Below are 25,290 nucleotides of genomic sequence, written 5' to 3'. Positions count from 1 at the left end.
ATGAGAACATACGTTCTCATAACGACCGAGCCGGGTGCGCCCGACTACCGGTAATGAGGCCTGTCCCGTGTCGTCGGCGATAGAACGATCGGATGACCGGAAGACGGCGCCATATGCGGATCGGCGGGCGTTGACAAAGGGCGCGCGAAATTTCGCCGGGGAGGGCACAATTGCCTTCTTCCGGACCACGTTTGACCGCACATAACGACCCCGCCCGATGTAAGATGGGGCACGCAGCCGAGGGGTCGTAAGGAAGGCCAAAAGGGGCCCCACCCCGGTATGGCGAACCGTGGCTGCATTCCGACAATCAGAGTACAGAAGAGGCCGTGGCAGCATGATTCCCCGGGTGATTCGAGGGCATCGTGGTTAATCGATCACTGACCGATGCGCTGAACGGCGAAGGCTACATGCTGCCGCTGGGCGGCCCGGAGTTTTGGCTCCAGGCCGAACTGCAGGACGCCATGGACCGCCTCGTCCGTCAGCACTTCCGGGATATCCTGGCGATGCCGCGCGCGCCTTACCCGACGATCGAACTGAGCAATCGCATGACGTCGAGCGCGGGGCGGTGCTACCCCGACACCGGCGAGATCCGCATCGCGACGCTGTATCATCGCGACCACGGCATCGACGAGACGCTGCTGGTGCTGAAGCACGAACTGGCGCACTGGGCGGCCCGGTGGCGCTACGGCATTAAGACAGCGCCCCACGGGCCGGAGTTCCGGCTGATCGCACACGAGTTGGACCAGCGGATCACCGTGACGTGCCCGCCGTTTGCGCACAAGGAGCGATCGAACCGGCGCGGCTGGTACATGATCTGTCCGCACTGCCGCCGCCGCTACGTGCGCATGCGCCGCGACAAGGTGGCCTGCCGGCAGTGCTGCGACGCGTACGCAGACGGGTACTACGACCGTCGCTTCCGCCTCGCAGTCGTCGCTCGTGCCGGGTAGCGCTGGCGCTGCCGTCCTCTTCGACCTCGATGGCGTGATCGTCGACAGCCGGGAGCATCATCTCTCGGCCTGGACGGCGTTCGCGCGCGAGCACGCTCCGCACGCGGCGGCGGACTATTTCCATCGCACGTTCGGCCTGCGCAACGACGCGATCATCGGCGGACTGATCGAAGACATCGAGCCGGAGAGACTGGCGGAGCTTGCTGCGCGCAAGGAGGAGATCTTCCGGCGGTCGGCGCGCGGCAACCTGATGCTGCTGCCGGGCGTAAACGAACTGCTGGACTTCCTGGATGAGCAGGCAGTGGCCAAGGCCGTCGTTACGTCCACGCCGCGAGCGAATCTCGACATGATCCTCGCCACGCTGGGCATTGGCGCCCGGTTCGAAGCCCTCGTGGCGGAGGAGGACGCATCGCGCGGGAAGCCGGATCCGGAAGGCTTTCTGGTCGCCTCGCAACGCGTCGAGGTCGCACCGTCGCAATGCGTGGTGATCGAAGACGCGCCGGCGGGCCTGCAAGCTGCCAAGGCAGCCGGCATGCGCGCGATCGGCGTCACGACGACGCGTCCGGCGGCGGATCTCGGGGACGCCGATCTCGTCGTAGAATCGCTTGCGGAGGAGATCGTGCGGACGTTCGTGTTTCAGCGGTAACTGTCGAGGCTAGGTCCGGGGCGTTGTCCAGAACCGGCGGATTCGTTCAGCCTCGGTTGCCCCCTGGAGCAAACCGAGTTCTGCGGCCCGGAACCGGAGAGTGACGTCCATGAGATTCGCGCCGATTTCCTGCGCAAAGTCGTCACCCGGAAACACCACCTCCACTTCGGAGCCGGCGGCGCGCAAGACGGCGACTTCTGCGGCAAACCGCCGTTGAACGGCCTCCGCGATCGCGCTGGCCCGACTGCGCGTGCTTCCGGTGAGTGAAACGATGAGCACCTGGTCGTAGCCGGCGGCCACCTCCGAATTCGTCGTTGACCCGATGCCGCCGTCCATGTAGCGCCGCCCGTTGATTGTCACGGGCGAGGCAATGCCGGGCACTGCGCAGCTTGAAGCCACAGCGAGCAGAAGCGGCACGTGCGACTCATCCCGCCAGAAGACCAGTGCGCCGTCGTTCACATCGATGGCTGTGCAGGCAAAGCGCTTCGGCCAGGTGTCGGCGTTCGCCGGCTCTATCGATGAGAACCCGGCCAGCCACTCCTCTTCGGGCATGACCTCCGCCGCAATGGCGTAGGCGCCGATCTCTGCACGAAGATCTTGGATTGGACGATCCGAGGTGTAGAGCTGGATCATCCGCGGTATCAGTCCGCTAAGGTCGCTCGGCATGCTGGCTCGCCGGCCCGGCGGACTTGCCTCGAGTTGCCGCCGATAGATCTCCCCGGGCGTCTTGCCTGATGCGAGTTGCGAACCGACGATTGATCCCGCGGACGTCCCTACGATGAAGTCGGCGTCCGAGACGTCGGCGCCATGCTCGGCCAAACCGGCGAGCAAGCCGCACTCCCATGCGACACCGACCGGCCCACCGCCTCCGAGCACCAGGGCGCGTCTCAATGCTCCGGCCTCCTCTGACAAATGACCTCCCAACCCGCTATACGCGCAACCACTCCGCCATCGCCGCGACGGCCTCCGCCCATACATCTTCCCGTGTGCGTCCCGACGCCTTCTTCACCGCGAAGCCGTGATCGGCGCCCTCGAGCAGATGCACCTTCGCGCGTTTCACTTTTGAGGCAGCGCTGCGCAGTTCGCCGGGCGATGCGAACGCGTCGTTCGTGCCGGAACAGAACAGCGTGCGGCACTTGAGCGACGGGAAGTGCTCGTCTCGTATCTTCTCCGGCCGCCCCGGCGCGTGCAGCGGATAGGCGAACAGCGCCAGCGCGTCGATCTTGACGCCCTGTGCGACGATCTGGGACGCGATGCGCCCACCCATCGACCGGCCGCCGACGACGAGTTTGCGGTCGTTCGAGCGGACGGCATCGATCACGGCGCGCCACGTCGCTTCGAGCAGGGGCGGTCGATCGGGCGCTTTTCGCTTCGCTGCCATGTACGGGAACTCGAAGCGCACGACCTCGACGCCGTGTTGCGCCAGCGCGTTCGCGGAGTAGACGCCGAACGGGTCCTGCAGCGTGGCGCTGGCGCCGGGAGCGTAGACGAACGTCCAGACGGCGCGCTTCGCTGCGGTACGAAGCGCGCCGACTGCGCCCGCGCCTTCGACGTCGATACGAAGGGAGGTGTCCGGCACGGCGGCTACTGGTTCGCCTGGATGCGCGCGAGCACCAGTTCGACGAACTCCTGTAGCTCATCGGCGGGCGGCGTCGACCCGGAGCGTGCCGAGCCGACGGTTGCGGTCACGTTTTCGGACTGGAAGGCCACGATCAACAACGTCAGGTCGATGACGGTGCCGGCGGCGTCGATCTGGCCGGTTAGCGTGGCCGCGAACTGGCCCTCGATGACGGGCGGAAAGTCGGCGAGCGCGATCTGGACGGCGTCGGGGTCGATGAACAACGGGCCAAATGCGCGCGCGAGCGCTCCCGGCTCGGCGAGGCGTGTCGCGGACTCCGCCGAGCAGTCATCGGCGCCCGCTTCGGTCTCGTAGACGGTCGCGGTGGAGAAGAACGAGAGCGTTTCGCCGGCGATGAACGCCGTGATCGCGTCCTCGACCTGGTTGACGGTCGTGCGCGCCAGCAGGCGGCCACAACGCTCGTTGGAGGCGGCGCTCTCCGGATTGGCCTGGGCCGCATCGGCGTTGTTCGATCTAGTGTCGGTCTGGAGCAGCCACGGTCCGAGCGGCAGGTCGGCGGGCTCCAACAGGGCCGCATCGAGCAGCGCCGTGGCATGCGCTTCGGTCCAGGGGTCGCCGTCCGCGCGGTCGACGACGCCCTCCACGGCCGGCGTCGCCCCTGAACCGGCGGTCGCGGCGGTGGTCGCCGACCTCGAGGGCGACGCCGCCGGCGTCGAACTGCGCGCGGTGGTCTCAGCGGTCGGCGAGGTGTCATCGTCGCCGCCGTCACCGTCGCCGTTGCAGGCGGCCGCCGCAACGGGCAACAGCACGATCGTCAGGACCAGCAAGAATCGTCGAAGCATGTGGCACCCCTCCAGCACGCGCACGATGCGGTGTGGCGGCGTAAGGATCAAGTTGAGGGGCGGGGCAACCTAACGTTAGAACTCAGAACTTAGAACTTAGAACTAAAAACCTATAACCTGTCCGTCACAGGAGGTCCGCATGGCATTCGATCCGAAGCACAACTCGCGCACGATCACCGACGGCCCAACGCGCGCCGCCGCCCGGTCGTACTACTACAGCATTGGCTTCACGAAGGAAGATTTGCAGAAGCCGATCGTAGGCATCGCGAACACGTGGATCGGGACGATGCCGTGCAACTTCAACCTGCGGCTGCTCGCCGAGAAGGTCGCCGATGGCGTGCGCAACGCGGGCGGCACGCCGATGGAGTTCAACACGATCGCGATCAGCGACGGCATCACGATGGGCACCGAGGGCATGAAGGCGTCGCTCGTCTCGCGCGAGGTGATCGCCGACTCGATCGAACTAACGACGCGCGGGTACATGTTCGACGCGCTCGTCTGCCTCGTGGGATGCGACAAGACGATCCCCGCAGCGGCGATGGCCCTTGCCCGGCTGAATATCCCGGGCATCATCCTCTATGGCGGATCGATCCTGCCGGGCACGTTCGACGGCCGCGACGTGACGATCCAGGACGTCTTCGAGGGCGTCGGCGCCAACGCGGCGGGCACCATGTCCGACGCGGATCTCGACCGGCTCGAGCATGCCGCGTGTCCCGGACCGGGCGCCTGCGCCGGCCAGTTCACCGCGAACACGATGGCGCTGGCGATGGAGTTCATCGGCCTGGCGCCATTTGGCAGCGGCGGCGTGCCGGCCGTCGACGCGCGCAAGGACGACGTAGGCGTGCGCGCCGGCGAGACGGTGATGGACGTGCTGCGCCGGAACGTGCGGCCGCTCGACATCCTGACGCGCGCATCGTTCGAGAATGCGATCGCCGGTGTCGCAGCGACCGGCGGCTCGACGAACGCCGTGCTGCACCTGCTCGCGCTCGCCCGCGAGGCGAACGTGCCGCTGACGATCGACGACTTCGACACGGTGAGCGATCGCACGCCGCTGCTCGCCGACTTGAAGCCGGGGGGACGTTACGTCGCGGCTGATCTCGATCGCGCGGGAGGCTCGCAGCTCGTGGCGCAGCGGCTCGTGGCGGGCGGATATGCCGACCCGACGCGCCCGACGCCGACGGGCCGCTCGTTCGGCGACGAGGCGTCGGCGGCGGTCGAGACGGCGGGGCAGGACGTCGTGGTGCCGCTCAGCGCGCCCCTCAAGGCGACGGGCGGTCTCGTCATTCTCAAGGGCAACCTGGCGCCGGAGGGCTGCGTGGTGAAGGTGGCCGGCCACGAGCGCCTGACGCATCGCGGGCCGGCGCGGGTCTACGACCGCGAAGAGGACGCGATGGATGCGGTGACGCGGCGCGAGATTCATGCCGGCGACGTCGTGGTCGTCCGCTACGAGGGCCCGAAGGGCGGTCCGGGCATGCGCGAGATGCTCGGCGTGACGTCGGCGATCGTGGGGGAGGGGCTGGGCGAGAGCGTCGCGCTGCTCACCGACGGCCGCTTCTCGGGCGCGACGCGCGGGCTGATGGCGGGGCACGTCGCACCGGAGGCGTTCGTGGGCGGGCCGATCGCCGCCGTGCGCGAAGGCGACATGATCAGCATCGACATTCCGAACCGCCGGCTCGACGTCGAGATCACGGTCGACGAAATGACGGCGCGGCTGCGCGACTGGCGGGCGCCGGAGCCGCGCTACAAGACCGGCGTGTTCGCGAAGTACGTCGCCCAGGTGTCGGGCGCGGAAGAAGGCGCCATAACGCGGGCCATGTAGTGCCAGGACACCCATGTCAGCGGCCACGTCGCTCGAAGTTTCGAGTCCTGAATACCACTCCATGTAGGCACTTCATCAGAGCGCTCTTGGGTGAACAGCGTCTCGATGGACCGGAACATCTACACCCGCCCGACTTCGACCAAGGAGGAGAACCTTGGTACGTCGGAACTATGTCACTGCATCGCACGCTCGGGCATTGGGACAGTCCTAGAGAGTCAATCCGAGTCTATGAAGTGACGGCAGTCGGACGATGGCGTAAGAGACTGCCTGTTCTTCGTTATACGCAGTGGGATCACCGACAGGACTTTCTCAACGTGAAAGAACGTGGCTTGTTCGATCCGGCAGTCTTCGAAGAGGCCATATACAAGACGACCATGCGCCGTACACACGAGCTAGACAAGCTGGCGCAGTCGCTCCTCAATGCGATCTGCGACCGCGAGTGGCTGCATAGCTCCTTCATCACCGGCCCGCGTCCTTCGGTCTGGAGCATGACGAAGGCCACCAAATACCTATATCGATTTGCCGGGGATGGCATTGATTGCGGATGGCAGCAAGATGGATCTCGGCTTGATGCCGCGTTCAACACCACTTGGGAAGCAATGATGGATCTCTGTGTGCCGAAAAATCAGTCGCACGGTTGGACAGACGGATACGAGATCGCACCTGACATGTACGGCCGCGATTGGGCAAGGGAAGTAGCGAATTCGAAGTAGTCAGCCGTAGAAGCGTAACTGCAACTGCAGTCACGAAGGAGACACGACGCCATGCCCACCACCAAACACACCTACCTCCGCACGCATAAGCTCAGCGGCCGCACGCTCGCGTTCAATCTGAAGGCTGAGGAGGGGGCGCTGCTCGATAAGGCGCGCACGGCGAAGAGCGGGCGCGCGGCGAAGACGCTGGTGAAGGAGGGGCCGCTGCGCGTGACGGTCGTCGCGCTGCGGAAGGGGACGACGATCGACGATCACCGCGTCGAAGGGCCGCTGAGCATCCAGTCGCTGACGGGCCGCATTCGCATCGGCATCGGCGGCGAGCGTTTCGACGTGCCGTCGCGCGGCATGCTGACGCTGGAGCCGGGGACGACGCACGACGCGACGGCGCTGAGTGATGCGACGTTTCTGATCACGATGGCGGGGTGAGTGTTCAGTTGTAAGTAAGTTGTCAGTTGAACGAGGAGGGCGGAGAACTGACTTACAACTGACGACTTACAACTTATCACTCGCCTACGGCGGCGCGGCGGCGCGCATGAGGGTGTCGCCGTTGAGGACGTAGATCGTGTTCGTGCCCTCGTCGATGTAGGCGGCGCGCAGATCGGTGAACGACGGGCTGACGATCTGGCGCAGGAACGCGCCTTCGGCTGATGCGATGACGATGCGCTTGTTCGCGCGGTCGGCGACGACGATGCGGTTCGATCCGGGCAGCACGCTGAGCGACGCCGGCGACATCAGCGGCTGGTCGATGCCGGCGAGCGGGAACGGCGTCTCCGTCTTGCCGGTGAAGCGCCGGATGCCGGCGACGGTGTCGAGCACGTACACGTCCTGGCCGACGGCAAGCTCGGTCGCGTTCTCCAGCCCCAGGCCGGAGTCGAGCAGCGCGGTGCGTTCGCTATCGAAGCCGCCCTGTCCGGGCAGGTAGCGCCACACCTGGTTGCCTTCGACATCGAGCAGGTACAGGTTGCCCCCCGACGCGGCGGTCGCGTCGAGCGAGCCCCAGCCGTCGGCGCCGCGAATGGCGATCGGCAGCGCGCCGCCGTCCGGGAAGTAGCCGAACGCCTGGCGCTGCTCATCGAGGATGACGAGGCTTTCGGTCTGCTCCGCCCAGGCGATCTGCACCGGGCGCGCCGGCGTCACGAAGCCCGCGGGTTCGCCTTCGACCAGGATCGTCTCGGGCGGCGAGCTGGCATCGAGCGGGACGCGCAGGACGCGGCGGCCTTCAGCGTCGAGCAGGTACGCGTAGCCGCCGCCGATCACGGTGTCGGTGACGCTGAGGGAGCCGGTGACGAGCTGCGCCAGGTCGGCGATCGGCGCGAAGTCGTTGACCTCGTAGACGGCATCGAGCACGGCGAGGGCGGCGGCGACGTCGGAGCGCAGCGCGATCAGTTCGCCGTTGTCGTCGTGGATCTTTTCGGCGTCGGCGAGCATCGTCTGGGCGTCGGTCAGGAGCTGGCGTTTGAGCCCGGAGTCGCTCGTCGACTGCGCGGTCGCGTTGTTCTCGCGGGCGTCCGCCATCAGCGTGGCGAACTTCTCTTCGCGGCCCTCGGCGACGGAGCGCGGAAGTTGCCACCAGATCAGCGCGCCAAGCATGGCGATGGCGGCGGCGGCGAACAGCCACAGCTTGGGGATCTGGAACTGCGGCAATGCGATGTTGCCCGTCGTGCGCTTGTAGCGCAGGTTGGCGCTCTCGCCGCGGATGCGCACGTTTGCGGTGGGCGGCGGCGCGGTGGACTCCGCGATCTCGCGGATCTGTTCGTTGATCGGGCGGCGGGGCAGATCGAAGCCGCCGACCGCCGCGCCGACGGCATCGCGCGGTCCCTCGGGCGCGACGCCGACCGCGAGCGGCTCGACGGCGTCTGCCAACGCACTTGCATAGACGCCGATCGCGTCGACGGCCGACGCGTCATCGAGCGAGGGCGCCGCTCCGGACTTCGTGAGGAATTCCGGCAGGTCTTCCTCCTGCTCGAAGCAGGACAGCAGCACGACGGCCATGTCGGGCTCGTCGCGGGCGAGCAGGTAGAGTTCGGGCAGCGCATCGTCGGCGCCGCGATCGAGGATGCGACGCACGTGCGCCTCGGCAGCCACCGTCTCGAGCCGCGTGGATGCCAGAACGACGAGATCGCCGGGGTTGAGCTTGATGCGCGCGAGGCGCGGCTCAAATTCCTCGGCGATGCCGAGCGAGTGGTCGAAATCCGCCTGCTCCGCTTCGATGCGGCGAAAGCGGCCGTCGCTCATCAGCACGTACGCTAGGCTCGGACCCACCTGCGCGAGGTAAGCATCGGTGCCGCGCAGCGCGAGACAGCTTGCGCCGGCGCCGACGTGATGTTCCTTCAGGCTCGTGCGATTCCACTCGCGCAGGTGCTCGTGCGCGGCGCGGAGCGATCGCGTGAGGGCGCCGGTGAGTGACAGGGGATCCTTCGCGTAGAGTTGCGAGATTACGTCAACTAGCTGGGAGCTGTACTCCGCGCTGCCCGGCGATGCCGGCTCGACGAGGACGTAGAGTTCGTCGGCTTCTTCATCCGGCCGTTGACGGATGAGCGAGCCGAGCCACGGCCCCTCTTCTTCCACGCGGCCATCGACCACGCAGAACCGCCCGACCCACGTGCGAACCGGCATGCCCCTCCCCTGGAGTCGCTTCCTGCTGCGCCCTGCCCGGCGCCCTCCTCGATCAGCAACGTCCGACGGCGCAGTCCGCGCGGCGCTCATTCGGCACGAGGTTGGGAGATGAGATCGAAGACGTGGCTTCGCAGCCGTTCGTGGTTCGGCGCCATTATAGGGGCGTCGATCGCTCCATGCACGTCTACACTACGTCACGTCGAAAGAAATTACGCCGCAACAATCGTTATGTTCAATCGCAAGAAGCGGTCAGGATATTGCGTGGATGCAACGAGACCGTATCAGCGCGACGAGCGGTTGTTCACCGGCCGCACGCGATACGTGCATGAATCATCGCCCCTCAGCAGGCTGGATGTGAGGCGCGCGTCCGTGCCGACGAGGCGTCGCACGAACTCAACTTCCATCGCGCAGACCGCGCTGTTGCGCTGCGCGACGTTCGGAAACGGGCATGTCTGCTGACGGATCATGAAGTCGCCATGCTCGTCATCACACTCCGCGAGACAGCCGCGCTCCTCGATAATCTTTGCCGCTTCCTTCACCCGCTCTGCCGTCGACTTGCCTTCGAGCCGCGCCATATACGGCTCGGCGAAACGGGCGGCGACGTTCTTCATGAGATGTTGCAGCGCCTCGCCACCGAGAAGCGCGCGGGACTCTTCGATCAGCGCGTTGGCGAGCGCATCGTAGTTCTTGGGGTACAGCGCGTCGCCGGACGATGACAGCCGATAGACCAGCGCGGGGCGGCCGACGTGGCCGCGCTCCTCGCGCGCCTCGACGAGGCCGTCGCGCTCGAGGACGGTGAGATGCTGGCGGATGCCGGTCGAAGTGAGGCCGAGGTGGTCGCCAAGCTGCCTGACGGTTGCCTGGGCGTGCTTGCGCAGATAATCGAGGATGTCCTGCCGGGTTGCCTGCACGGTTGTCCACCTTTATGCAGTATTTACTATAGCATCAGTCGTCAGTCGTCAGTCGTCGGTGGTTAGAAACACCCCCAGATCGGCCTGACCTTCTGGGCGGTCGGCAGCTCAACGCCGGGTGGGCCAGCACAGCGAGAGTACCCTGTCGTCATGGGCGCATTCCTCATGCGACGGTCCGGCGACTACGACCAGCTGCCAGTACTCGACGCGTTCGCGTGTGAAGGGCTGTCCCCACAACGCTGGTCGAACGGCGCGGGCGACGTGTACGCCTCGCACCGCCACGGCTATCACAAGGTGCTGTTCTGCTTGCGGGGCTCGATCGTCTTCACGCTGACGGAGACGTCCGAGGCGTATGAACTGCACGAAGGCGACCGCCTCGATATCGAGCCGAATACGCCGCATGCGGCGGTGGTCGGGCCACATGGTGTGACGTGCGTCGAGGCGGCGCGCGAGTGAGCGCCGGGTGGGAGATCTCGCTGGCCAACGGCACGGAGCGCGAACAGCGTACTGCCGATCAGTTGCGCACGATCCTGGCGACACGCGACGTTTCACGATGGACCTTCACGCGCACGATCGCCATCGAAGAGCGAGCGATTCCGCATAGCCACCCGGTGCTGACGCTGAATACGCGCCACCTCTCTGACGACGGACAACTGCTCTCGACTTTTCTTCATGAGCAGATCCATTGGTTGGTGAAGGCCCGTCGCAGCGCCGCCGGCGCCGCCGTGCGCGAGATCAAGAGGCGCTACGCCGTTCTACCCACCGGCCATCCCGAAGGCGCGACTGACCTAGACGGGTCTTACCTGCACGTGGTCGTCAACTACCTGGAACTCGTCGCGATGGAGGAGGTCGCCGGAGAAGGCGAGGCCGCACGCGTCTTCGATGTGTGGCTGAACGATCACTACACGACGCTGTACGGGATCGTGCTGGACGATCGTGAGGTGATCGCGGAGATCGTGGCGCGGCACGGGTTGATGCCTTGAGTGGGGCAAGCATGAGCATGCCCCGTTACGAGTTCGTTCGACTGCTAGCCGCTAGTTGTCAGCGCAAGACGACCTCGCCGCGATGAGATCCTTCGTGGCGCTTCGCTTGCTCAGGATGACGTGAGGACCGGCCGTCCGGATCGCTTACTTCGTCGCCCAAATGTCGAGGCGTACGTAATCCGCGACGTAGGGCGCGCCCCAGCGTCGGACGGTCTCTTCGACGACGGCGTGCGCGTATGCATCGCGCAGATCCTCCGACGGCAGGCGCGCGATGTGATCGCGCAGGAGAATCGTGCGGATGTAGAGCGCGGCGTCGTCGTTGTGTTCGAACGGCACGGGCGCTTCGAAGAGCGAGGCGCGCACGTCGATGAACCCGGCGCGCTCGAGCGATGCTTTCGCCTGTTCGGGCGTGCGGTACTTCTTGCTGTCCGTGAACTTGCCGAGGTGCTGCACGAAGCGCTCCTGCTCGCGTATCGCCGCCACCGCTTCGAGGACGTGGGCGTTGTTGCCATGGCCGCCGCACTGGGCGCGCAGCCGGCCGCCGGGTCTCGTGGCGCGGTACAGGCAGCCGAAGAGCGCGTCGTCATCGGGGATCCAGTGAAAGACGGCGTTCGAGAACACGGCGTCGACCTGCTCCGGCAGGCTGAAGTCGGTCAGGCTCGCTTGCATCGGCTCGACGTTTGTGACGCCGCGCTCGTCGAGTGCGTTTATGAGCGACCCGATCATCTCGGCCGAGGCATCGACGGCGTAGATCTTGCCGTCGGGCAGTTTTTGCAGCAGGTCGAGCGTGACGGAGCCAGAGCCGCACCCGGCGTCCAACACCGTCTCGTCGCCGCGCAGTTGCAGGTCGTCGATCACCTGCTGCGCCCAGGCGCGCATCGGCGTGCCGATGCGGTCGTAGACCGCCGCGTCCCAGTAGGTGTTGGTCATCTTCGCGCGTTCCCCTGCTATCACCTCTCAAAGCCGGCGGGCGAGTTCCGGATAGTCGATCACCAGTCCGTCCGCATCGAAGAGGATATCTGCTGTGAAGCCGTCGTCGTCTTCGAAGCGCACGACGGACATGTTTTCCTCACGCCTGACGTGGCGATAGCGCTGGCGTGCGGCGTGGATCGCGAGGTCGGGCACGGATATCCAGGCGACCACGATCTCGGCCGGCTGGCTCTGCGACGACAACAGCCCTTCGCGAAGGACGGGCATGGTATTGGTGAGCGGGCACAGGCCAAGGTCGCAGTCGAGCGCCTCGGATGGCACCGCGGCGTCAGCGTCACTCATCGTAAACGGAGGCGTGCCGTCGGATCGCCGGTCGACGCGCCAGTCGCCGTCCGCACTGCGCCGCAGATCGAGCAAACATCGCCAGCCATCGCTGCGGGTCGTTACGACAAGGCGGGACGTGACGAAGCGACGTCCGGTTGCGAGCGTGTAGTCGAGGCGGTATGGCACCGGATCGCTGCCGATGGCGACGCCTTCGGCCGTTAGAGCATCGGGCCGCAGCGAGACTTCGACAAATTCGACGCCGAATGGGTCTTCCTTCGCCCAGGCGACTCGTCGCGATCGATCAGGCAGGGTCATGCGCGCGTCCGCTCCGCTGCTGCGCTCCTCACCGCCTGTTCCATCGCCTGACGCCGCTGTTCGAACGCCGGGATGCGATAGTCGACGGTCCGCCGAATCTTCATCAGCACCTTCTCATCGGGCGCCGCCAGCCACTGCGCGATGCGTCCCGCGGCGGCCGCGACGATCCACGAGCGTACCAGCGGCACGATGAGCGCCAATTCCTGCTCGGATAGCGGCGACCCCTCGACGTATCCGGCGACGAAGGCGCGCATCGCGTCCGGGTCGATGGCGTTGTACGCAGGCGGCTCGATGCAGTCTAGGGCGACGCTCGTCGCGATGTCGGCGACCCGCGCGTCGAGGTGCGCCGAGTCGAAGTCGATCAATCCGGTCAATTGCCCCTGCGAGAACAGCAGATTGTCGCGATGGAAGTCGAAGTGGCCGAACTGCTCCGGCAACTCGCCGTAGCCGAATCGCGACAACTCGCGCAGGTTGCGATACCGCTGCGCTCGCACGGCCGATGCGTCTGCGCGATGCGCCTTCTCGAACTCGCGCAACATGTCGTTGAACGGACGCGGGCTGCCCATGTAGTAGTCCAGTTCCCACATGCGCGCAAACCCCAGGCGTTGCTCACCGAGGCCAAACGTGGCCATGTCGCGATGCAGCCTCGCGAGCAGGCGCCCCTTGATGCGCAGGTAACGTTTGCTATGCGCGGGCGCGGGCCGTCCTTCGTGCCAGGGAAAGAGCGCGTACAAATCGCCATCACGCTCGACCAGCGTCGAGCCGGAGCGTGCATCGATGGGCACAGGCGCCGGCCAGCCCTTCGACGCGGCATGGCGGAGCGCGTCGTGCTCGAAGGCGATCGCTTCACGCGAGCGGATGCGCCACGCGTGCGGCGGCGACGCATATCGGCGCAGGGCGTACTCCGGGCCATCCGTCGCGGCGATGCGCCAGTGGCGGTTCACGCGTCCCGTCCGGACGTCACGCACGCTCGCCGCTTGCACGCCGAACGCCGCGAGCACGTCGCGAAGCTGCTCTTCCCGGGTCACACCGCCGTCCGACATCCGGCCTCCAGCCTCGGCGCCTCAGGTGCGTTGCCACCGACAACCCCGCATTCTAGGCTGTGAGCGCACGGAAGGAGTCTCTTGTGAACGAACGGACGTTGAACTGCCCCCGCGATGCGACGCCGCTCGACATGGGCAGGGAGCATGACATCGAAGTTGACCGCTGTCCGACCTGCAACGGCGCCTGGTACGACGACGAAGAACTGGCGCTGCTCGAAGCCACGGTCGCGGACGACGACGAGCGGCGAGGCATGATCGACTACGCGAAGCGCGAAAGTGAACTCGCCTGCCCTGTCTGCACGAAGCCGATGCGCGCGTTCAACTATCGCGCGTACAACCTGGAGCTGGACGCCTGCACGGAAGAGCACGGTTTCTGGCTCGATGAAGGCGAAGCGAACCACGTGCGTGACGTGATGAAGGATCGCGTAAGCGGCCTGCAGCGCTCGGGAGCGGCGCAGGAAGCCTGGGACCGGGCCAAGCGTGGGGATAAGGGCGGCGGCATCATGGGGAACCTGCGTGGCCTCTTCGGCGGCAGGCGAGGGTAGTCGACCGCCCGTCGATCTCGGGGCCGCCTTGTTGCCGAACACTATCGACCGGCTTCATTCGCGGACTCGCCATACCGCCATCGAGTATCGAGCTCAGTTGATCGGCACGACGAGCCCACCAGTCGGGGTGCCTTTCTTTCATTCCCGCGCGCCGGAGCGGATGATGTAGCCATGGATCAGACGAACGAGCGAGCGGACCAGGGCCCGGCCTCGGTTGTAGGCGTCGAGCCGCTGGAGCCGATGTCGACGCGTACGAGCCCGACGCGGCAGCGGATGCGCCGTCGCACCGGATCGGGCGACCGCGCGATCGACGAGAAGATCCGCGCGCTCGTCGAGAGTGCCGATGTCCCCGATCGCGATCTGCTAGAAGCAGCCGTGGAAACGCTGTTCCGGACGGCTCGCGCGTCGAACCGCGGCGAGATGAAGCTGCTCGCGCGGTCGCTGCGGGAATTGGGCCGCGCGTTCCGGATCTTCGCGCCGTACCGCGGGCGCCGGAAGGTGAGCATCTTCGGTTCCGCGCGGACGCCCGTCGACGATCCCGACTACGCGATCGCGCGGGAATTCGGCGAGCAGATCATCGCCGAAGGTTGGATGGTGATTACCGGCGCCGGGCCCGGCATCATGGCGGCGGGCCACGAGGGCGCGGGCACGGCGAACAGCTTCGGCGTCGGCATCAAGCTGCCGTTCGAGCAGTCGGCGAACGGATTCATCGCCGGCGACCCGAAGCTGATCGACTTCAAGTACTTCTTCACGCGCAAGATCATGTTCATGAAGGAGTCCGACGCCTTCGTGCTGTGTCCGGGCGGCTTCGGCACACTGGATGAGGCGTTCGAGCTGCTGACGCTGATGCAGACCGGCAAGATGCAGATCCGGCCGATCGTGCTGCTGGCGCCGCCCGAGAGCGGCTACTGGATCGAGTGGTTGACGTTCGTGCGGGATCACCTTGTGGCGCGGAACCTCGCATCGCCGGAGGACCTGACGTTCTTCCAACCGGCGAGCAGCGCCCGCGACGCCGTGCGCGCGATCGAGCGGTTCTATCGCAACTACGACTCGGCGCGATACGTCGGCGAGCGGCTCGTGCTGCGCATGCGGCGTGCGCCGACCGATGTACAGCTTGCAGCGATCAACCGGGACTTCAAGGACCTCGTCGCGCGGGGCCGGATCGAGCGGACGAACATCACGCCGGCAGAGCGCAAGGACGAGGATTGCGTCGAGTGCGAGCGCGTGGCGTTCTTTCCGCGACATAATTTCGGGCGGATGCGGCAGTTGATCGACCGGCTGAACGAACTTTAGCGTTTGATCGGATGCCCGAGGCACAAGTGAGCCGTGCCTGGCCCGCCCACACGACGAGATTCTTCGCTTCGCTCAGAATGACGGGCGCCGAGGAGTGGTGCGTTGCACGGCGGGATTCTTCGCTTCGCTCAGAATGACGGCGGCATGCGGGATGGCCGGTAGTTACGAATGGCGCACCACGCGTTGCTGAGCACGCGGTCGCGGAGCTTCTCCCAGGGGCGCTCTTCGCCGTGCCAGTCGATGTAGTGCTCCGCCTGCGTCTGCGTGTAGGCCGCCTTGCCGTAGAACCGGTCGTATAAATCCAGATCCAGGTGATGCGCCTGGCACCACGTGCTGCTGATCGTCATCGCCGGCACATGCACCGGGAAGCGGCCGAACGTGTCGTAGATGTAGTTGCAGATGTCCTTCACGCATTGCACGAGCGCTTCGCTGTATCGCGGCACCGCCGACACGAATTTGTTGCGGTCAAGGAACGGCGCTTCGCGCTCTGCGTCGAGCGTGTAGATGCCTTTCGCGCCAAACTTCGCTTCGACGACGGCATCGACGGCGGCGTCCATGTCCTTGTAGTACGGCGGACAGTACGCCTCGAGGACGCCGTCGATGCCGACGGGCACGCCGAAGCCGGCATTGCGGGGCGTCTCGATGCGGAAGCCGAGCGCCTCGGCCATGACAGCCGGATTCACCGCCGCGTGTACCCAGCCGCCGAGGCCCATCGCCTGCTCGGCGAGCGCCAGGTTCTGGAGGATGAACGCGGGTTCGACGCTCTGCCCCATGTCGGTCTGCGAGAGCGCAAGCGGGCGGTCCGCATCGAGCAGGCCCTCCTTGATCCAGCGCTCGCAGCCAGCGGGCCGGCCGCCATTCAGGTCGTCGACGACGACGGCGCCGCCGTCCGCCCATCCGCACATCAGCAGCAGGCCGTTGATGTACTGCCACGTGTTGTTGATCAGGGCAGAAGCACCGTCGAGCCCGCGATATTCGAGTCCCAGAAGTTGAAGGACAGCATCGACGGATAGCTGCGGGCGTCGTCCGGCCGCTGGTCCAGGATCTTGACGCGGTTCTCGCGGAACGACCGGACGATGCCATCGCGATCGCGCTCGTCCGCGTACTGCTGCAGTTTGTCCGCCGGGACGTCCTTCAGGCTGACGACGTAGGCGCCGCTATCGTTGAAATAGATCAGTTCGGTGCTGTGCGAGCCGCAGAAACTCGGCCACGTGCGGCCAGTGAACTGGATCATCGTGTTGCCGCTGGCGCTCTGCCATCGGCGTAGGCGTACGGCAGGTCGCTGAGGTTCATGCCGCTGATGCCGGTGCCGGCGTGCACGAGCAGCGCCTCCTCGATCTCGTCGAGCGGCATCGGCGGCTTATCGGACTTGTTTTTCGTGGCGCCGCCAGGGATCTCGGCGCCGAGCGCCAAGCGTCGCGAACGGCGGTTCATGATCGCGTCGAAGAGTCCGTAGTTCCACGCCTTGCGCGCGGCCCGGTTGTCCGAGATCCCCGTCATGACGCCACTCCTGACGAAAGGTTGCCGAGAACTGGTGGTGGGCGACATTCTAACACCGGCGCCGGTGACGCTCCGGCGGGGACGCGGGCGGCGGTACAATCGTCGGACACGTTAGGCGGAGGCGCCACATGGTAACGAAGCGTGACGAATTCATCCCGGGCACCGTCTGGACGCCCGAACTGATCCGCGAGTCCGTCGATCGCATGCTTGCGACGCTGGCATCGCCTGAAATGCAACAGGCGATGGAACATGCGGCCGAATCCGATCCGGCGAGCGCCGCCGCAGACTTCGCGGGCCTGACTGTGGCGTCATCGCCGCGAAGCACCGCACCCATCGACCTGGCACGCTGCATCTTTCGGCGCGCGCGCCCCGACGACGTCCCGCGCATCGCCGAGATGATGATCGCGGAGGACCTCCCGCCGCTCTTCATCGAGGAGTGGTTGCCGGGGTTCGCCGTCGTCGAGCACGATGACGAGGTGATCGGCTGCGGAGGCGCCGAGATCTACGACGACTGTTGCGTGATCCGCAGCATTGCGGTTGACGCGCGCGCACGGAAGCTGGGGCTCGCGCGGGCGATCACGGATCTGCTCATTGCCGACGCGCGCGCCGAAGGTGTGAACGACGCCTATCTGTTTACCGTGGACGCCTACCCCTTCTGGATGCGCCTGGGCTTTGCCGACGTCGCGCTCGATGCGTGGAAGATGCCGCCGCGGCAGGGCTGGCAGTACATGTTCGTTTCAACGCACCCTGGCGCCGTCGAAGGCGTGCACAGCATGTGGAAGCGCATCGATGGCTGACGAGCGCGCGCGCATCGACGTGCGGGTGACGCCGCGCGGCGGCCGTGACACGATCGTCGGCTGGAGGGACGGCGCACTTGCGGTCCGCATCGCCGTCGCGCCGGTCGAGGGTGCCGCCAATGCATCGCTGCTCAAGATGATCGCGAAGCGGCTCGGCGTGCCGCCTTCGAGTGTGACGTTGGTGGCGGGGACGCGTTCGCGGACGAAGGTCGTGGAGATCGCCGGCCTGAGCGACGCTGATGTGCGCTCACGCATACTGTGACGGACGACGGCTCACACCGCTTCTTCTAGAGGTCGATGCCGTGCGTGACGCCCATCAGCGCGAGGCGCTGCATGAGTTCTGTCCGATGATGGATGTCGTGCTCCAGCAGGTGAAACGCGATCCAGTGCCCGTCGCGTGGTGGATACGCCGGTTCGGCCGGCGTATACCTCTTGTCCAGCTGCGCTTGATTGGCGAGGAAACGCTGGACGCGGTCGAAGGTGCGGACGAGTTCACGTTTGAGGTCGTCCCGCGTTCGAGCGGTCGTCCAGATGTTGGGGTAGGGATCGCCGTCCTTCACGTCGCCGGCCATCCAACTATCGCGGGCGTCAGACACGTGGATGAGGATGCCGCGTGAGTTCCACAGCTCATCGCTCGGCGTCCAGTTCATCTTCCCCGCAGGCATGAGATCGACGATGCGGAGCAGATCGTCCTGGACTGAAGCCCAGTACGGCGTGATCGCGAGGGGCGGGACGTTCGGCTTCTGCATACGGCGATCCTACCATTGGGTCACGAGATGCCGGAAGGCGGACACCTACGCTGATGCATTGAGAGTCACGGAACGTTTTAGCGCCGCGGCAAACGCATCGTGAACGTCGAGCCGCGGTCGGGGAAGCTTTCGACGGACACGCTGCCCTGGTGCGCCCGGACGATGTGCTTGACGATGGCGAGGCCGAGGCCCGTGCCGTCGCCGCGGCCCTTATCGGCCTTGTAGAAGCGCTCGAACACGCGCTCGCACTGCTCCGGCTCGATGCCGATGCCCGTGTCGCGCACGCTCACGAGGACTGCGTCGTCCTGCGGGTCTGCCCTCACGCTGACCGAGCCGCCGGGCGCCGTGAATTTGATCGCGTTGGCAATCAAGTTGCCGAGCGCGCGTTCCAGACGTTCGGCGTCGCCGATGATCGTAAGAGGCGTCTCGCCGGACCCGCGGTCGGCGCCCTGCGGCACTTCGGTCGTGATGGCGAGGCCAGCACGCTCCGCCTGCTGCCGAAAGCGCTTCGCCGCATCGCGCACGAGCGCCGCCACGTCGAGCTGCGCGAAGCTCAAGGGCGCCGCACCGGACTCGATGCGCGACAGTTCGAGCAATTCTTCGACCATCTGTGTCAGCCGGTCAGTCTCGCGCTGGATGTGGCCCATGAACTCGATCGCCGCCGGCTTATCGTCGATCGCGCCTTCCTGCAGTGTTTCGGCGGCGGCGCGGATGCCGGCGAGCGGCGTGCGCAGTTCGTGCGAGACGTTGCTGATGAAGTCGCGGCGCATGCTATCGAGGCGGCGCACTTCCGTGAGGTCGTGGAAGACAGCGAGCGCAGCCCAGGCGCCGGCGCCCTGGATCGGGACCGCGGTCGCTTGCAGCCAGCGCTGCGCCTGACCGTACGCGACGACGCGCACGCTGCGTTCACCCTGCTGTGCCGCCGAGACCATGAGTTCGTTCAGGTCGTGGTCGCGCACGACCTCGATGAACGCGCGTCCCGTCTCGACGGCGCCGGATAACCCGAACATGTTGCGCGCGGCATCGTTGAGATAGACGACCGTGCTCGAAAGGTCAATCGCGACGGTGGCGTCGCTGCTGGCGTTGAGCAGCGCTTCGAGCTGCGCCCGCTCCAGCCGCAGCGTCGAGATCGCAGCCTCGAGGTAGGCGCTTGCGTTATTGAGCGCGGAGAGAAGCGGTCCGAACTCATCGCCGGCGATCTCCGCGCGAGCATCGAACCGGCCGCGCGCCAGTGACTCGGCGACGGCGGTCGCGGCGCGAAGATGGCGTAGCCTCGGCCGGAGCAGAAGCGTCGTGATGATGATGATCGCCACCGAGGCGGCTGCGAAGATGACGAGCAACTCCCACGACCGCTCGTCGACATAGGAACTGACGACGATCAGTGCGACTCCGACGATCGCGACGTAGAGCGCGACCGCTGCAGCCACGACGCCCGGCCAGGCGAGACGCAGGCGGCTAGCGGACGAACTTGTAACCAACGCCACGGACCGTGAGAAGATGCCGGGGACTGCTCGGCGCCGCTTCGAGCTTTTCACGCAACCACCGCACGTGGACATCGACCGTACGACTGCCGCCGAAGAATTCGTAGCCCCAGACGTGCTCCAACAGCTGTTCGCGCGTGAAGACCTGACCGGCGTTCCGCGCCAGGAAGTACAGCAGGTCGAACTCCTTTGGCTTGAGCTGCACTTCCGCATTATCGCGGCGGACGGTGCGACCTCGCAGGTCGAGGGTCAAATTCCCGGCACTGATCTGTGAAGCGTCTTCGGTGCCTGTCCGGGCACCGGAGCGGCGGAGCAGCGCTCGCACGCGTGCCATAAGCTCGCGCATGCTGAATGGCTTGGTCAGATAATCGTCGGCGCCGATCTCGAGTCCGACGACACGATCGAGTTCCTCGCTCTTCGCTGTGAGCATGATGATCGGCACATCGGAATCAGCGCGCAGCCGGCGGCACACCTCGATGCCGTCCATGCGCGGCAACATGAGGTCGAGCACGATGACATCGGGGTGGCCGTTGCGGGCGGCCTGCAGCCCCTCGACGCCATCAGCGGCCTGCACGACATTGAAGCCGTTCTTACGCAGATTATAGGAAAGCGTCGAGGCGAGGCTCGCCTCATCTTCGACGACGAGGACGGTCTTAGCTGCGGTTTCGGCGTCGATTCCGTAGTCATACGTGCGTCTGGCGGTACTTGCGTCAAGCGTTGGATCAGTACCGCGAGACATTTATCTCTTCCAACTGGCCGGTGACCATGAAGATCACGCGCTCACAAATGTTTGTCACGCGATCAGCGATGCGCTCCAGGTTGTGCGAGGTCCAGATCAAGTAGGTGATGCGCTGCACATCGGCGGGAGTCTTGATCATTTCCTGGATCAGCGTATGATAGGAGCTGTCGTACAGGCCATCGATGGCGTCGTCCTCATCACAGATGAGGCGCGCGGCATTGTCATCGCGGTCGACGAACGACGTGAGGGCGCGGCGCAGCATATCCTGCGCGCGGGTGGACATCTCCAGGATGTCGCCGAGCGGCCGCGGCAACGGTTCGTCCCCGAGCATCAGGTTGATGCGGCCGATGCCCTCCGCGTGGTCCGCCATGCGCTCGAGCTCGTTGGCGATAAAGAGAATCGCCACGAGGACGCGGAGGTCGGCGGCCATCGGTTGTTCCCGCGCGATGGTGTGGATGCACTTCTCCTCGATCTCGTAACGCTTTGCGTTGATCAGCGTGTCGTCGCGGACGACGGAGTCGGAGAGGGACGTATCACGGTTGCGGAGCGCCTCCACGGAACGCTGGAGTGCTTTCTCGACCATGCTGCCCATGACCAGCACGTCGTCTTGGAGTTCCCGGAGTTTCTTGTCGAACAACTCTCTGGTCATCGTACCCGCCTCTAGCCGAACCGGCCGGTGATGTAGTCTTCCGTCCGCTTGTCCTTCGGGGTCGTGAAGAGCACGTCGGTGTCAGTAAACTCGACGAGTTCGCCCGCGCGGTCGGGCCGCATCATGAGGAAGGCGGTGTAATCGGCGACGCGCGCCGCCTGCTGCATGTTGTGCGTGACGATGACGATGGTGTAGTCCTTCGCCAGGTTCCGCATGAGGTCTTCGATCTTGAGCGTGGCGATGGGATCGAGCGCGCTGCACGGCTCGTCCATAAGGATGATCTCCGGCTGCACCGCCAGCGCACGGGCGATGCAGAGCCGCTGCTGCTGACCGCCGGAGAGCGCGAGGCCACTCGAATTGAGCTTGTCTTTCACATCGTCCCAGAGCGCCGCCTGGCGCAGCGAGTTCTCGACGATCTCGCTCATGTTGCCCTTGATGCCGTTGACCTTCGGGCCGAAGGCGATGTTTTCGTAGATCGACTTGGGGAACGGGTTCGGCTTCTGGAACACCATGCCGATGCGCCGCCGGACTTCGACCGGGTCGACGTCTCGCGCGTACAGATCGAGCCCGCGGTACGTCATACGCCCTTCGATGTGAAATCCGGGCACGAGGTCGTTCATGCGGTTCATGCAGCGCAGTAATGTGCTCTTGCCGCAGCCCGACGGGCCGATAAGCGCTGTGATCTTGCGCGCAGGAATCTCGAACGAGACGTTGTAGAGCGCACGGAAGTCGCGGTAGTAGGCGTGAAAGTCTGTCACCTCCAAGACCGATTCGTCCGAGAGGCGCGTCACGCGCTCGGAGAGGGGCAGCGTCTCGGTGGCGGCCAGTCGTTCCTCCGTCGTCCTGCGCTCGCTGGTGTGCACCATCATTCTAGCCTTTCCCGGTGGGATCGCGGCGACCGGTACTCATTCACTCCGAAACCGCTCGCGGATGACGGCGGCAATAAGGTTGAGGGTCAGCACGAAGACCATCAACACGATAATGGCAGCGGCCGCGTTCTGGCGGAACGCCTCCTGCGGCCGGATGGTCCAGTTGTAGATCTGCACAGGTACCGTCGTGAAGTCTTCTGTCGGGCGGGTGTTGTCGTAGGCGATGAACGTGAAGGCGCCGATCATGATCAACGCGGCCGTCTCGCCGGCTGCGCGCGATACGGCGAGGATCATGCCGGTCATGATGCCGGGCATGGCGCCGGGAAGGACATGGTTCCAGACCATCTGCCAACGCGTCGCTCCCAGCGCGAGCGCGCCGTGCCGAATGCTCGGCGGTACCTGGCGGATCGCCTCCTGTGACGCGATGACGGTCATCGGCAGGATCATCAGCGCGAGCGTGAGCGAGCCGGCGAGAATGCTCGGTCCCAGGTCCATGAAGCGCACGAAGAGCGCCAACCCGAGGATGCCGTAAATGATGCTGGGCACGCCGGCAAGATTCGCGAGATTAAGCTTCACGAGCGTGAGCACGCGGTTGCGCGGCGCGAACTCCTCCATCCAGATCGCCGTGCCGATGGCGATGGGGATCGCCAGGATCACGGTCAGCCCCAATACCCAGAACCATCCGATCAACGACGAACGCAGCCCGGCGCGCTCGGCGAATCGGGAAGGGTAGCTCGTCAGAAAGTCGATGCTCAGGCGCGAGCCGCCGCGATCGATCGTCTCGTAGCCGAGGTACAGGAGCACACCGACGCCGACCAGCGTCGCGGCGAGCAGCACGTAGCGCGATGCGCGTGAAAGCGCCTGCCGACGCGCGACGGCACCCGTCGCCTGGAGCGAGATCTCCCCTGTCGAACCGTCGACGAACGCCATCAGTCGTACTCCTCGCGGAAGCGGCCGACGATGATGTTGGCGCCGACGTTGAGCAGCAGCGTCATGATGAAGAGCATGGATCCGACGGCGAAGATCGACTGGTAGTCGATCGTCCCGCGCGCAGCGTCGCCGAGGCCGACTTGGAGCATGTAGCCGGTCATGGTCTGGATGCTCTCCAGCGGTGAGAGCGTGAGGTTCGGCGTCGAGCCGGCGGCGATGGCGACAATCATCGTCTCGCCGACGACGCGTGCGATCGCGAGCAGCACCGCGGCGACGATGCCGGACAGTGCAGCGGGGACGACGACGCGCGTCGCCACCTCCAGGCGGGTCGCGCCCAGGCCGTATGCGCCCTCCCGCAACTCGCGCGGCACATTGGACATCGCGTCTTCCGAGATCGACGCGATCGTCGGCAGGATCATGACGGCCATCATCATGCTGGCGCCAAGCGCGTTAAAGAACGAGATGCGCTCACCGATGTACGGCAACTTGAGCAGGATGTCCTGCGTGACAACTGTGAGCGCGAAGTAGGCGTAGACGATCGTCGGGACGCCGGCGAGGGCCTCGAGCAGGGGCTTGAGCACGCGCCGTGTGCGCGGCGCCGCATACTCGCTCAAGTAGATCGCCGCCGCCAGACCGAGGGGGAGCGCGATCACCAACGACCAGAGCACGACGTTGACGGTACCGGCGACCAGTTCCCAGATCCCGTACGTGATCGGGCGGAAAAGCGGTTGCCACTCAGTCTCAAGGAAGAAATCGCGAAACGAGACTTCCTCGAAGAACCGCGACGTCTCGCCGAACAGCACGAAGACGATGGCGATCGTCGTGAGGAGTGAGACGATCGCGCAGCCGAGCAACAGCATCTCGATGATGCGCTCGCCCGTATGGCGCAGCGGTCTTCTTCGCAGGTCGTCGTAGGTGACTTCTCGGGCTGAGGTCACGGCCATGCACGCCTCTCGGCAGATTTCTTGGTGCGGCGGCGGGAGCGCTTAATTCCGCCGCCACAAGCGTTGTCGCTCGCACGGCTTACGGCAAGAAGGGTTCGATCTTCGTCTGCTGCTCGGCGAGCAGGTTGTCGGACAGGGGGACATAACCGACTTCCTCGCTCAGCGTGTTGGTGTTGTCCATGAAGTACTTCATGAAGCCGAGCACCTCTGGCCGGTCACGCAGGAAACTCTCCCGGGTGTAGATGAACAGCGGCCGACTGAGCGGTTGATAGCTGCCATCGAGCGCGGTCTCCAGCGACGGTTCGACGCAGCCCTCGCCGCCGTCGATGGCGATCGCCTTCAATTGCTGGCCCGCTTCCTGGAAGTAGGCGAATCCGAAGTACCCGAGGCCGTTGTCGTCGCCCTCGACGCCCTGCGCGAGCACGTTGTCATCCTCCGACGCCGTGCCATCGCCGGTGTGCGCCGCGGTCTCGTCGACGCCCTCGATGATCGCCTCGACGAAGTAGTCGAAGGTGCCGGAGTCCGTGCCGGGGAAGAAGCGGACGATGCCGTCATCGGGGAACGCCGGGTCGATGTCGTTCCAATTGCTGGCGGTGCCGGTGAAGATGTCGTGCAACTGCTGCACCGTGAGACACTCGAGAAAGTCGTTGTTCGAGTTGGCGACGACGGTCAGCGCGTCGATCGCCACCTGGAACTCGAGGATGTCAGTAATGCCCTCGTCCGCGCAGGCATCGATCTCATCCTGCTCGATGGGGCGCGACGCGTCGCTGACCTCGATCTCGCCGCGGCAGAAGCGCTCGAAGCCGCCACCGGTGCCCGAAAAGCCGACGTTCACGCGCACATTCGACTCGTTGCTGAATTCCTCCGCCACGGCCTCCGCGATCGGGAAGACCGTCGACGATCCGTCGACGCGGAGAGAGCCGCCGAGACTGCCGTAGTCGATCTCGCCGGCCGCCGGTGTGTTGTCGGCTCCATTTGCGTCGTCGTCGTCGCCACACGCCGCGAAGGCAACGAAGCTCATGGCGACGAGCGCCAGCGCCAGCATAAGAGGCTTGCTGCTCTCCAATCGTGGTCTTCGCACGGTGGTACCCACTCCTTCCAACGTTCCGCCACCAGGCCGGAACCA

At 65.6% G+C, this 25,290-nt stretch carries 30 protein-coding genes; 11 read left to right on the top strand and 19 right to left on the bottom strand.

Annotation, left to right across the window (positions count from 1 at the left end; genetic code table 11):
- The first annotated feature begins 362 nt into the window (after nucleotides 1-362).
- Together WEB52_03360 and WEB52_03355 are read left to right on the top strand one after the other, a co-directional pair.
- The gene (locus WEB52_03360; protein MEX2225472.1) at nucleotides 363-947 is read left to right on the top strand and encodes a SprT-like domain-containing protein; all 585 of its coding nucleotides are present in this window, start codon (nucleotides 363-365) and stop codon (nucleotides 945-947) included.
- The gene (locus WEB52_03355; protein ID MEX2225471.1) at nucleotides 937-1,593 is read left to right on the top strand and encodes an HAD family phosphatase; all 657 of its coding nucleotides are present in this window, start codon (nucleotides 937-939) and stop codon (nucleotides 1,591-1,593) included. The genes WEB52_03360 and WEB52_03355 overlap by 11 nt, the downstream gene beginning before the upstream one ends.
- Before the next feature lie 9 nt (nucleotides 1,594-1,602).
- Here WEB52_03355 and WEB52_03350 read toward each other — a convergent pair whose 3' ends face one another.
- From WEB52_03350 to WEB52_03340, 3 genes are read right to left on the bottom strand one after another with little or no spacing between them, the layout of a single operon-like run.
- Nucleotides 1,603-2,505, bottom strand: coding sequence for a patatin-like phospholipase family protein (locus tag WEB52_03350; GenBank protein MEX2225470.1), 903 nt, complete (start codon nucleotides 2,503-2,505; stop codon nucleotides 1,603-1,605).
- A 16-nt stretch (nucleotides 2,506-2,521) separates the two neighbouring features.
- The gene (locus tag WEB52_03345; protein MEX2225469.1) at nucleotides 2,522-3,172 is read right to left on the bottom strand and encodes an alpha/beta family hydrolase; all 651 of its coding nucleotides are present in this window, start codon (nucleotides 3,170-3,172) and stop codon (nucleotides 2,522-2,524) included.
- Nucleotides 3,173-3,177: 5 nt separating this feature from the next.
- Nucleotides 3,178-4,014, bottom strand: a complete 837-nt coding sequence (locus tag WEB52_03340) for a hypothetical protein (protein ID MEX2225468.1) — start codon at nucleotides 4,012-4,014, stop codon at nucleotides 3,178-3,180.
- 139 nt (nucleotides 4,015-4,153) lie between these two features.
- On the opposite strand from WEB52_03340, the gene ilvD reads away from it, so the two are divergent.
- The 3 genes from ilvD (at nucleotide 4,154) to WEB52_03325 (ending at nucleotide 6,972) form a co-directional block, all read left to right on the top strand.
- Nucleotides 4,154-5,833, top strand: coding sequence for a dihydroxy-acid dehydratase (ilvD, locus tag WEB52_03335; GenBank protein MEX2225467.1), 1,680 nt, complete (start codon nucleotides 4,154-4,156; stop codon nucleotides 5,831-5,833).
- A 314-nt stretch (nucleotides 5,834-6,147) separates the two neighbouring features.
- Nucleotides 6,148-6,546, top strand: coding sequence for a hypothetical protein (locus WEB52_03330; protein ID MEX2225466.1), 399 nt, complete (start codon nucleotides 6,148-6,150; stop codon nucleotides 6,544-6,546).
- A 51-nt stretch (nucleotides 6,547-6,597) separates the two neighbouring features.
- A complete protein-coding gene (locus WEB52_03325; protein MEX2225465.1) occupies nucleotides 6,598-6,972 on the top strand; it encodes a cupin in 375 nt (124 codons plus the stop codon).
- 84 nt (nucleotides 6,973-7,056) lie between these two features.
- Here WEB52_03325 and WEB52_03320 read toward each other — a convergent pair whose 3' ends face one another.
- Nucleotides 7,057-9,162, bottom strand: a complete 2,106-nt coding sequence (locus tag WEB52_03320; protein ID MEX2225464.1) for a hypothetical protein — start codon at nucleotides 9,160-9,162, stop codon at nucleotides 7,057-7,059.
- A 281-nt stretch (nucleotides 9,163-9,443) separates the two neighbouring features.
- The gene (locus WEB52_03315) at nucleotides 9,444-10,073 is read right to left on the bottom strand and encodes a winged helix-turn-helix transcriptional regulator (GenBank protein MEX2225463.1); all 630 of its coding nucleotides are present in this window, start codon (nucleotides 10,071-10,073) and stop codon (nucleotides 9,444-9,446) included.
- A gap of 150 nt (nucleotides 10,074-10,223) precedes the next feature.
- On the opposite strand from WEB52_03315, the gene WEB52_03310 reads away from it, so the two are divergent.
- On the top strand, nucleotides 10,224-10,529 hold the full coding sequence (locus WEB52_03310; GenBank protein MEX2225462.1) for a cupin domain-containing protein: 306 nt from the start codon (nucleotides 10,224-10,226) through the stop codon (nucleotides 10,527-10,529).
- On the top strand, nucleotides 10,526-11,056 hold the full coding sequence (locus tag WEB52_03305; protein MEX2225461.1) for a hypothetical protein: 531 nt from the start codon (nucleotides 10,526-10,528) through the stop codon (nucleotides 11,054-11,056). Before WEB52_03310 ends, WEB52_03305 begins: the two co-directional genes overlap by 4 nt.
- 144 nt (nucleotides 11,057-11,200) lie before the next feature.
- On the opposite strand, the gene WEB52_03300 is transcribed toward WEB52_03305, so the two are convergent.
- From WEB52_03300 to WEB52_03290, 3 genes are read right to left on the bottom strand one after another with little or no spacing between them, the layout of a single operon-like run.
- Nucleotides 11,201-11,986, bottom strand: coding sequence for a class I SAM-dependent methyltransferase (locus WEB52_03300; protein MEX2225460.1), 786 nt, complete (start codon nucleotides 11,984-11,986; stop codon nucleotides 11,201-11,203).
- A gap of 27 nt (nucleotides 11,987-12,013) precedes the next feature.
- Nucleotides 12,014-12,625, bottom strand: coding sequence for a putative glycolipid-binding domain-containing protein (locus tag WEB52_03295; GenBank protein MEX2225459.1), 612 nt, complete (start codon nucleotides 12,623-12,625; stop codon nucleotides 12,014-12,016).
- Nucleotides 12,622-13,668 (bottom strand): phosphotransferase, encoded by a 1,047-nt coding sequence (locus tag WEB52_03290; GenBank protein ID MEX2225458.1) that lies wholly within the window; start codon nucleotides 13,666-13,668, stop codon nucleotides 12,622-12,624. The genes WEB52_03295 and WEB52_03290 overlap by 4 nt, the downstream gene beginning before the upstream one ends.
- A gap of 83 nt (nucleotides 13,669-13,751) precedes the next feature.
- Here WEB52_03290 and WEB52_03285 point away from each other — a divergent pair, with 83 nt between their 5' ends.
- Both WEB52_03285 and WEB52_03280 read left to right on the top strand, forming a co-directional pair.
- Nucleotides 13,752-14,213: a zf-TFIIB domain-containing protein gene (locus WEB52_03285; GenBank protein MEX2225457.1), complete on the top strand. Its 462-nt coding sequence runs from the start codon at nucleotides 13,752-13,754 to the stop codon at nucleotides 14,211-14,213.
- A 171-nt stretch (nucleotides 14,214-14,384) separates the two neighbouring features.
- Nucleotides 14,385-15,506, top strand: coding sequence for a TIGR00730 family Rossman fold protein (locus WEB52_03280; GenBank protein MEX2225456.1), 1,122 nt, complete (start codon nucleotides 14,385-14,387; stop codon nucleotides 15,504-15,506).
- A gap of 128 nt (nucleotides 15,507-15,634) precedes the next feature.
- On the opposite strand, the gene WEB52_03275 is transcribed toward WEB52_03280, so the two are convergent.
- The 3 genes from WEB52_03275 to WEB52_03265 are packed head-to-tail and all read right to left on the bottom strand — an operon-like array spanning nucleotide 15,635 to nucleotide 17,006.
- Nucleotides 15,635-16,411, bottom strand: coding sequence for a hypothetical protein (locus WEB52_03275; protein ID MEX2225455.1), 777 nt, complete (start codon nucleotides 16,409-16,411; stop codon nucleotides 15,635-15,637).
- A gap of 38 nt (nucleotides 16,412-16,449) precedes the next feature.
- The gene (locus tag WEB52_03270; protein MEX2225454.1) at nucleotides 16,450-16,740 is read right to left on the bottom strand and encodes a hypothetical protein; all 291 of its coding nucleotides are present in this window, start codon (nucleotides 16,738-16,740) and stop codon (nucleotides 16,450-16,452) included.
- Nucleotides 16,737-17,006, bottom strand: a complete 270-nt coding sequence (locus WEB52_03265) for a hypothetical protein (GenBank protein MEX2225453.1) — start codon at nucleotides 17,004-17,006, stop codon at nucleotides 16,737-16,739. The genes WEB52_03270 and WEB52_03265 overlap by 4 nt, the downstream gene beginning before the upstream one ends.
- A 128-nt stretch (nucleotides 17,007-17,134) precedes the next feature.
- Here WEB52_03265 and WEB52_03260 point away from each other — a divergent pair, with 128 nt between their 5' ends.
- Both WEB52_03260 and WEB52_03255 read left to right on the top strand, forming a co-directional pair.
- Nucleotides 17,135-17,803 (top strand): GNAT family N-acetyltransferase, encoded by a 669-nt coding sequence (locus WEB52_03260; protein ID MEX2225452.1) that lies wholly within the window; start codon nucleotides 17,135-17,137, stop codon nucleotides 17,801-17,803.
- On the top strand, nucleotides 17,796-18,065 hold the full coding sequence (locus WEB52_03255; protein MEX2225451.1) for a DUF167 domain-containing protein: 270 nt from the start codon (nucleotides 17,796-17,798) through the stop codon (nucleotides 18,063-18,065). The genes WEB52_03260 and WEB52_03255 overlap by 8 nt, the downstream gene beginning before the upstream one ends.
- A 25-nt stretch (nucleotides 18,066-18,090) precedes the next feature.
- On the opposite strand, the gene WEB52_03250 is transcribed toward WEB52_03255, so the two are convergent.
- The 8 genes from WEB52_03250 to WEB52_03215 form a co-directional block, all read right to left on the bottom strand.
- Nucleotides 18,091-18,552 (bottom strand): DinB family protein, encoded by a 462-nt coding sequence (locus WEB52_03250; protein ID MEX2225450.1) that lies wholly within the window; start codon nucleotides 18,550-18,552, stop codon nucleotides 18,091-18,093.
- Nucleotides 18,553-18,629: 77 nt separating this feature from the next.
- The gene (locus tag WEB52_03245; GenBank protein ID MEX2225449.1) at nucleotides 18,630-19,979 is read right to left on the bottom strand and encodes an ATP-binding protein; all 1,350 of its coding nucleotides are present in this window, start codon (nucleotides 19,977-19,979) and stop codon (nucleotides 18,630-18,632) included.
- Nucleotides 19,980-20,007: 28 nt separating this feature from the next.
- Nucleotides 20,008-20,772, bottom strand: a complete 765-nt coding sequence (locus WEB52_03240) for a response regulator transcription factor (protein ID MEX2225448.1) — start codon at nucleotides 20,770-20,772, stop codon at nucleotides 20,008-20,010.
- Nucleotides 20,756-21,421 (bottom strand): phosphate signaling complex protein PhoU, encoded by a 666-nt coding sequence (gene phoU, locus WEB52_03235; GenBank protein ID MEX2225447.1) that lies wholly within the window; start codon nucleotides 21,419-21,421, stop codon nucleotides 20,756-20,758. The genes WEB52_03240 and phoU overlap by 17 nt, the downstream gene beginning before the upstream one ends.
- A gap of 11 nt (nucleotides 21,422-21,432) precedes the next feature.
- Nucleotides 21,433-22,287 carry a phosphate ABC transporter ATP-binding protein PstB gene (pstB, locus tag WEB52_03230; GenBank protein ID MEX2225446.1) on the bottom strand — a complete coding sequence of 285 codons (855 nt, stop codon included), beginning with the start codon at nucleotides 22,285-22,287 and terminating at the stop codon, nucleotides 21,433-21,435.
- 39 nt (nucleotides 22,288-22,326) lie between these two features.
- The gene (pstA, locus tag WEB52_03225; GenBank protein ID MEX2225445.1) at nucleotides 22,327-23,220 is read right to left on the bottom strand and encodes a phosphate ABC transporter permease PstA; all 894 of its coding nucleotides are present in this window, start codon (nucleotides 23,218-23,220) and stop codon (nucleotides 22,327-22,329) included.
- Complete coding sequence (gene pstC / locus WEB52_03220) at nucleotides 23,220-24,164, bottom strand: phosphate ABC transporter permease subunit PstC (protein MEX2225444.1); 945 nt, start codon at nucleotides 24,162-24,164, stop codon at nucleotides 23,220-23,222. Before pstC ends, pstA begins: the two co-directional genes overlap by 1 nt.
- Nucleotides 24,165-24,243: 79 nt before the next feature.
- Nucleotides 24,244-25,245 carry a PstS family phosphate ABC transporter substrate-binding protein gene (locus tag WEB52_03215; GenBank protein MEX2225443.1) on the bottom strand — a complete coding sequence of 334 codons (1,002 nt, stop codon included), beginning with the start codon at nucleotides 25,243-25,245 and terminating at the stop codon, nucleotides 24,244-24,246.
- Between the last annotated feature and the right edge of the window lie 45 nt (nucleotides 25,246-25,290).

It is taken from the genome of Dehalococcoidia bacterium, assembly GCA_040902535.1.
In the GTDB taxonomy this organism is placed as follows: Bacteria; Chloroflexota; Dehalococcoidia; order DSTF01; family JACRBR01; genus JBBDXD01.
Note: the sequence above shows the minus strand (reverse complement) of the source record. Positions and strands in the feature narration are given on the sequence as shown.

Coding starts and splice junctions, on each gene's coding strand:
- ilvD (MEX2225467.1), top strand. CDS start 4,154: ATGGCATTCGATCCGAAGCACAACTCGCGCACGATCACCGACGGCCCA.
- WEB52_03300 (MEX2225460.1), bottom strand. CDS start 11,986: ATGACCAACACCTACTGGGACGCGGCGGTCTACGACCGCATCGGCACG.
- WEB52_03260 (MEX2225452.1), top strand. CDS start 17,135: ATGGTAACGAAGCGTGACGAATTCATCCCGGGCACCGTCTGGACGCCC.
- WEB52_03340 (MEX2225468.1), bottom strand. CDS start 4,014: ATGCTTCGACGATTCTTGCTGGTCCTGACGATCGTGCTGTTGCCCGTT.
- WEB52_03325 (MEX2225465.1), top strand. CDS start 6,598: ATGCCCACCACCAAACACACCTACCTCCGCACGCATAAGCTCAGCGGC.
- WEB52_03250 (MEX2225450.1), bottom strand. CDS start 18,552: ATGCAGAAGCCGAACGTCCCGCCCCTCGCGATCACGCCGTACTGGGCT.
- WEB52_03240 (MEX2225448.1), bottom strand. CDS start 20,772: ATGTCTCGCGGTACTGATCCAACGCTTGACGCAAGTACCGCCAGACGC.
- WEB52_03275 (MEX2225455.1), bottom strand. CDS start 16,411: ATGTGCGGATGGGCGGACGGCGGCGCCGTCGTCGTCGACGACCTGAAT.
- WEB52_03310 (MEX2225462.1), top strand. CDS start 10,224: ATGGGCGCATTCCTCATGCGACGGTCCGGCGACTACGACCAGCTGCCA.
- pstC (MEX2225444.1), bottom strand. CDS start 24,164: ATGGCCGTGACCTCAGCCCGAGAAGTCACCTACGACGACCTGCGAAGA.
- WEB52_03270 (MEX2225454.1), bottom strand. CDS start 16,740: ATGATCCAGTTCACTGGCCGCACGTGGCCGAGTTTCTGCGGCTCGCAC.
- WEB52_03255 (MEX2225451.1), top strand. CDS start 17,796: ATGGCTGACGAGCGCGCGCGCATCGACGTGCGGGTGACGCCGCGCGGC.
- WEB52_03265 (MEX2225453.1), bottom strand. CDS start 17,006: ATGACGGGGATCTCGGACAACCGGGCCGCGCGCAAGGCGTGGAACTAC.
- WEB52_03280 (MEX2225456.1), top strand. CDS start 14,385: ATGGATCAGACGAACGAGCGAGCGGACCAGGGCCCGGCCTCGGTTGTA.
- phoU (MEX2225447.1), bottom strand. CDS start 21,421: ATGACCAGAGAGTTGTTCGACAAGAAACTCCGGGAACTCCAAGACGAC.
- WEB52_03295 (MEX2225459.1), bottom strand. CDS start 12,625: ATGACCCTGCCTGATCGATCGCGACGAGTCGCCTGGGCGAAGGAAGAC.
- WEB52_03290 (MEX2225458.1), bottom strand. CDS start 13,668: ATGTCGGACGGCGGTGTGACCCGGGAAGAGCAGCTTCGCGACGTGCTC.
- pstA (MEX2225445.1), bottom strand. CDS start 23,220: ATGGCGTTCGTCGACGGTTCGACAGGGGAGATCTCGCTCCAGGCGACG.
- WEB52_03320 (MEX2225464.1), bottom strand. CDS start 9,162: ATGCCGGTTCGCACGTGGGTCGGGCGGTTCTGCGTGGTCGATGGCCGC.
- pstB (MEX2225446.1), bottom strand. CDS start 22,287: ATGGTGCACACCAGCGAGCGCAGGACGACGGAGGAACGACTGGCCGCC.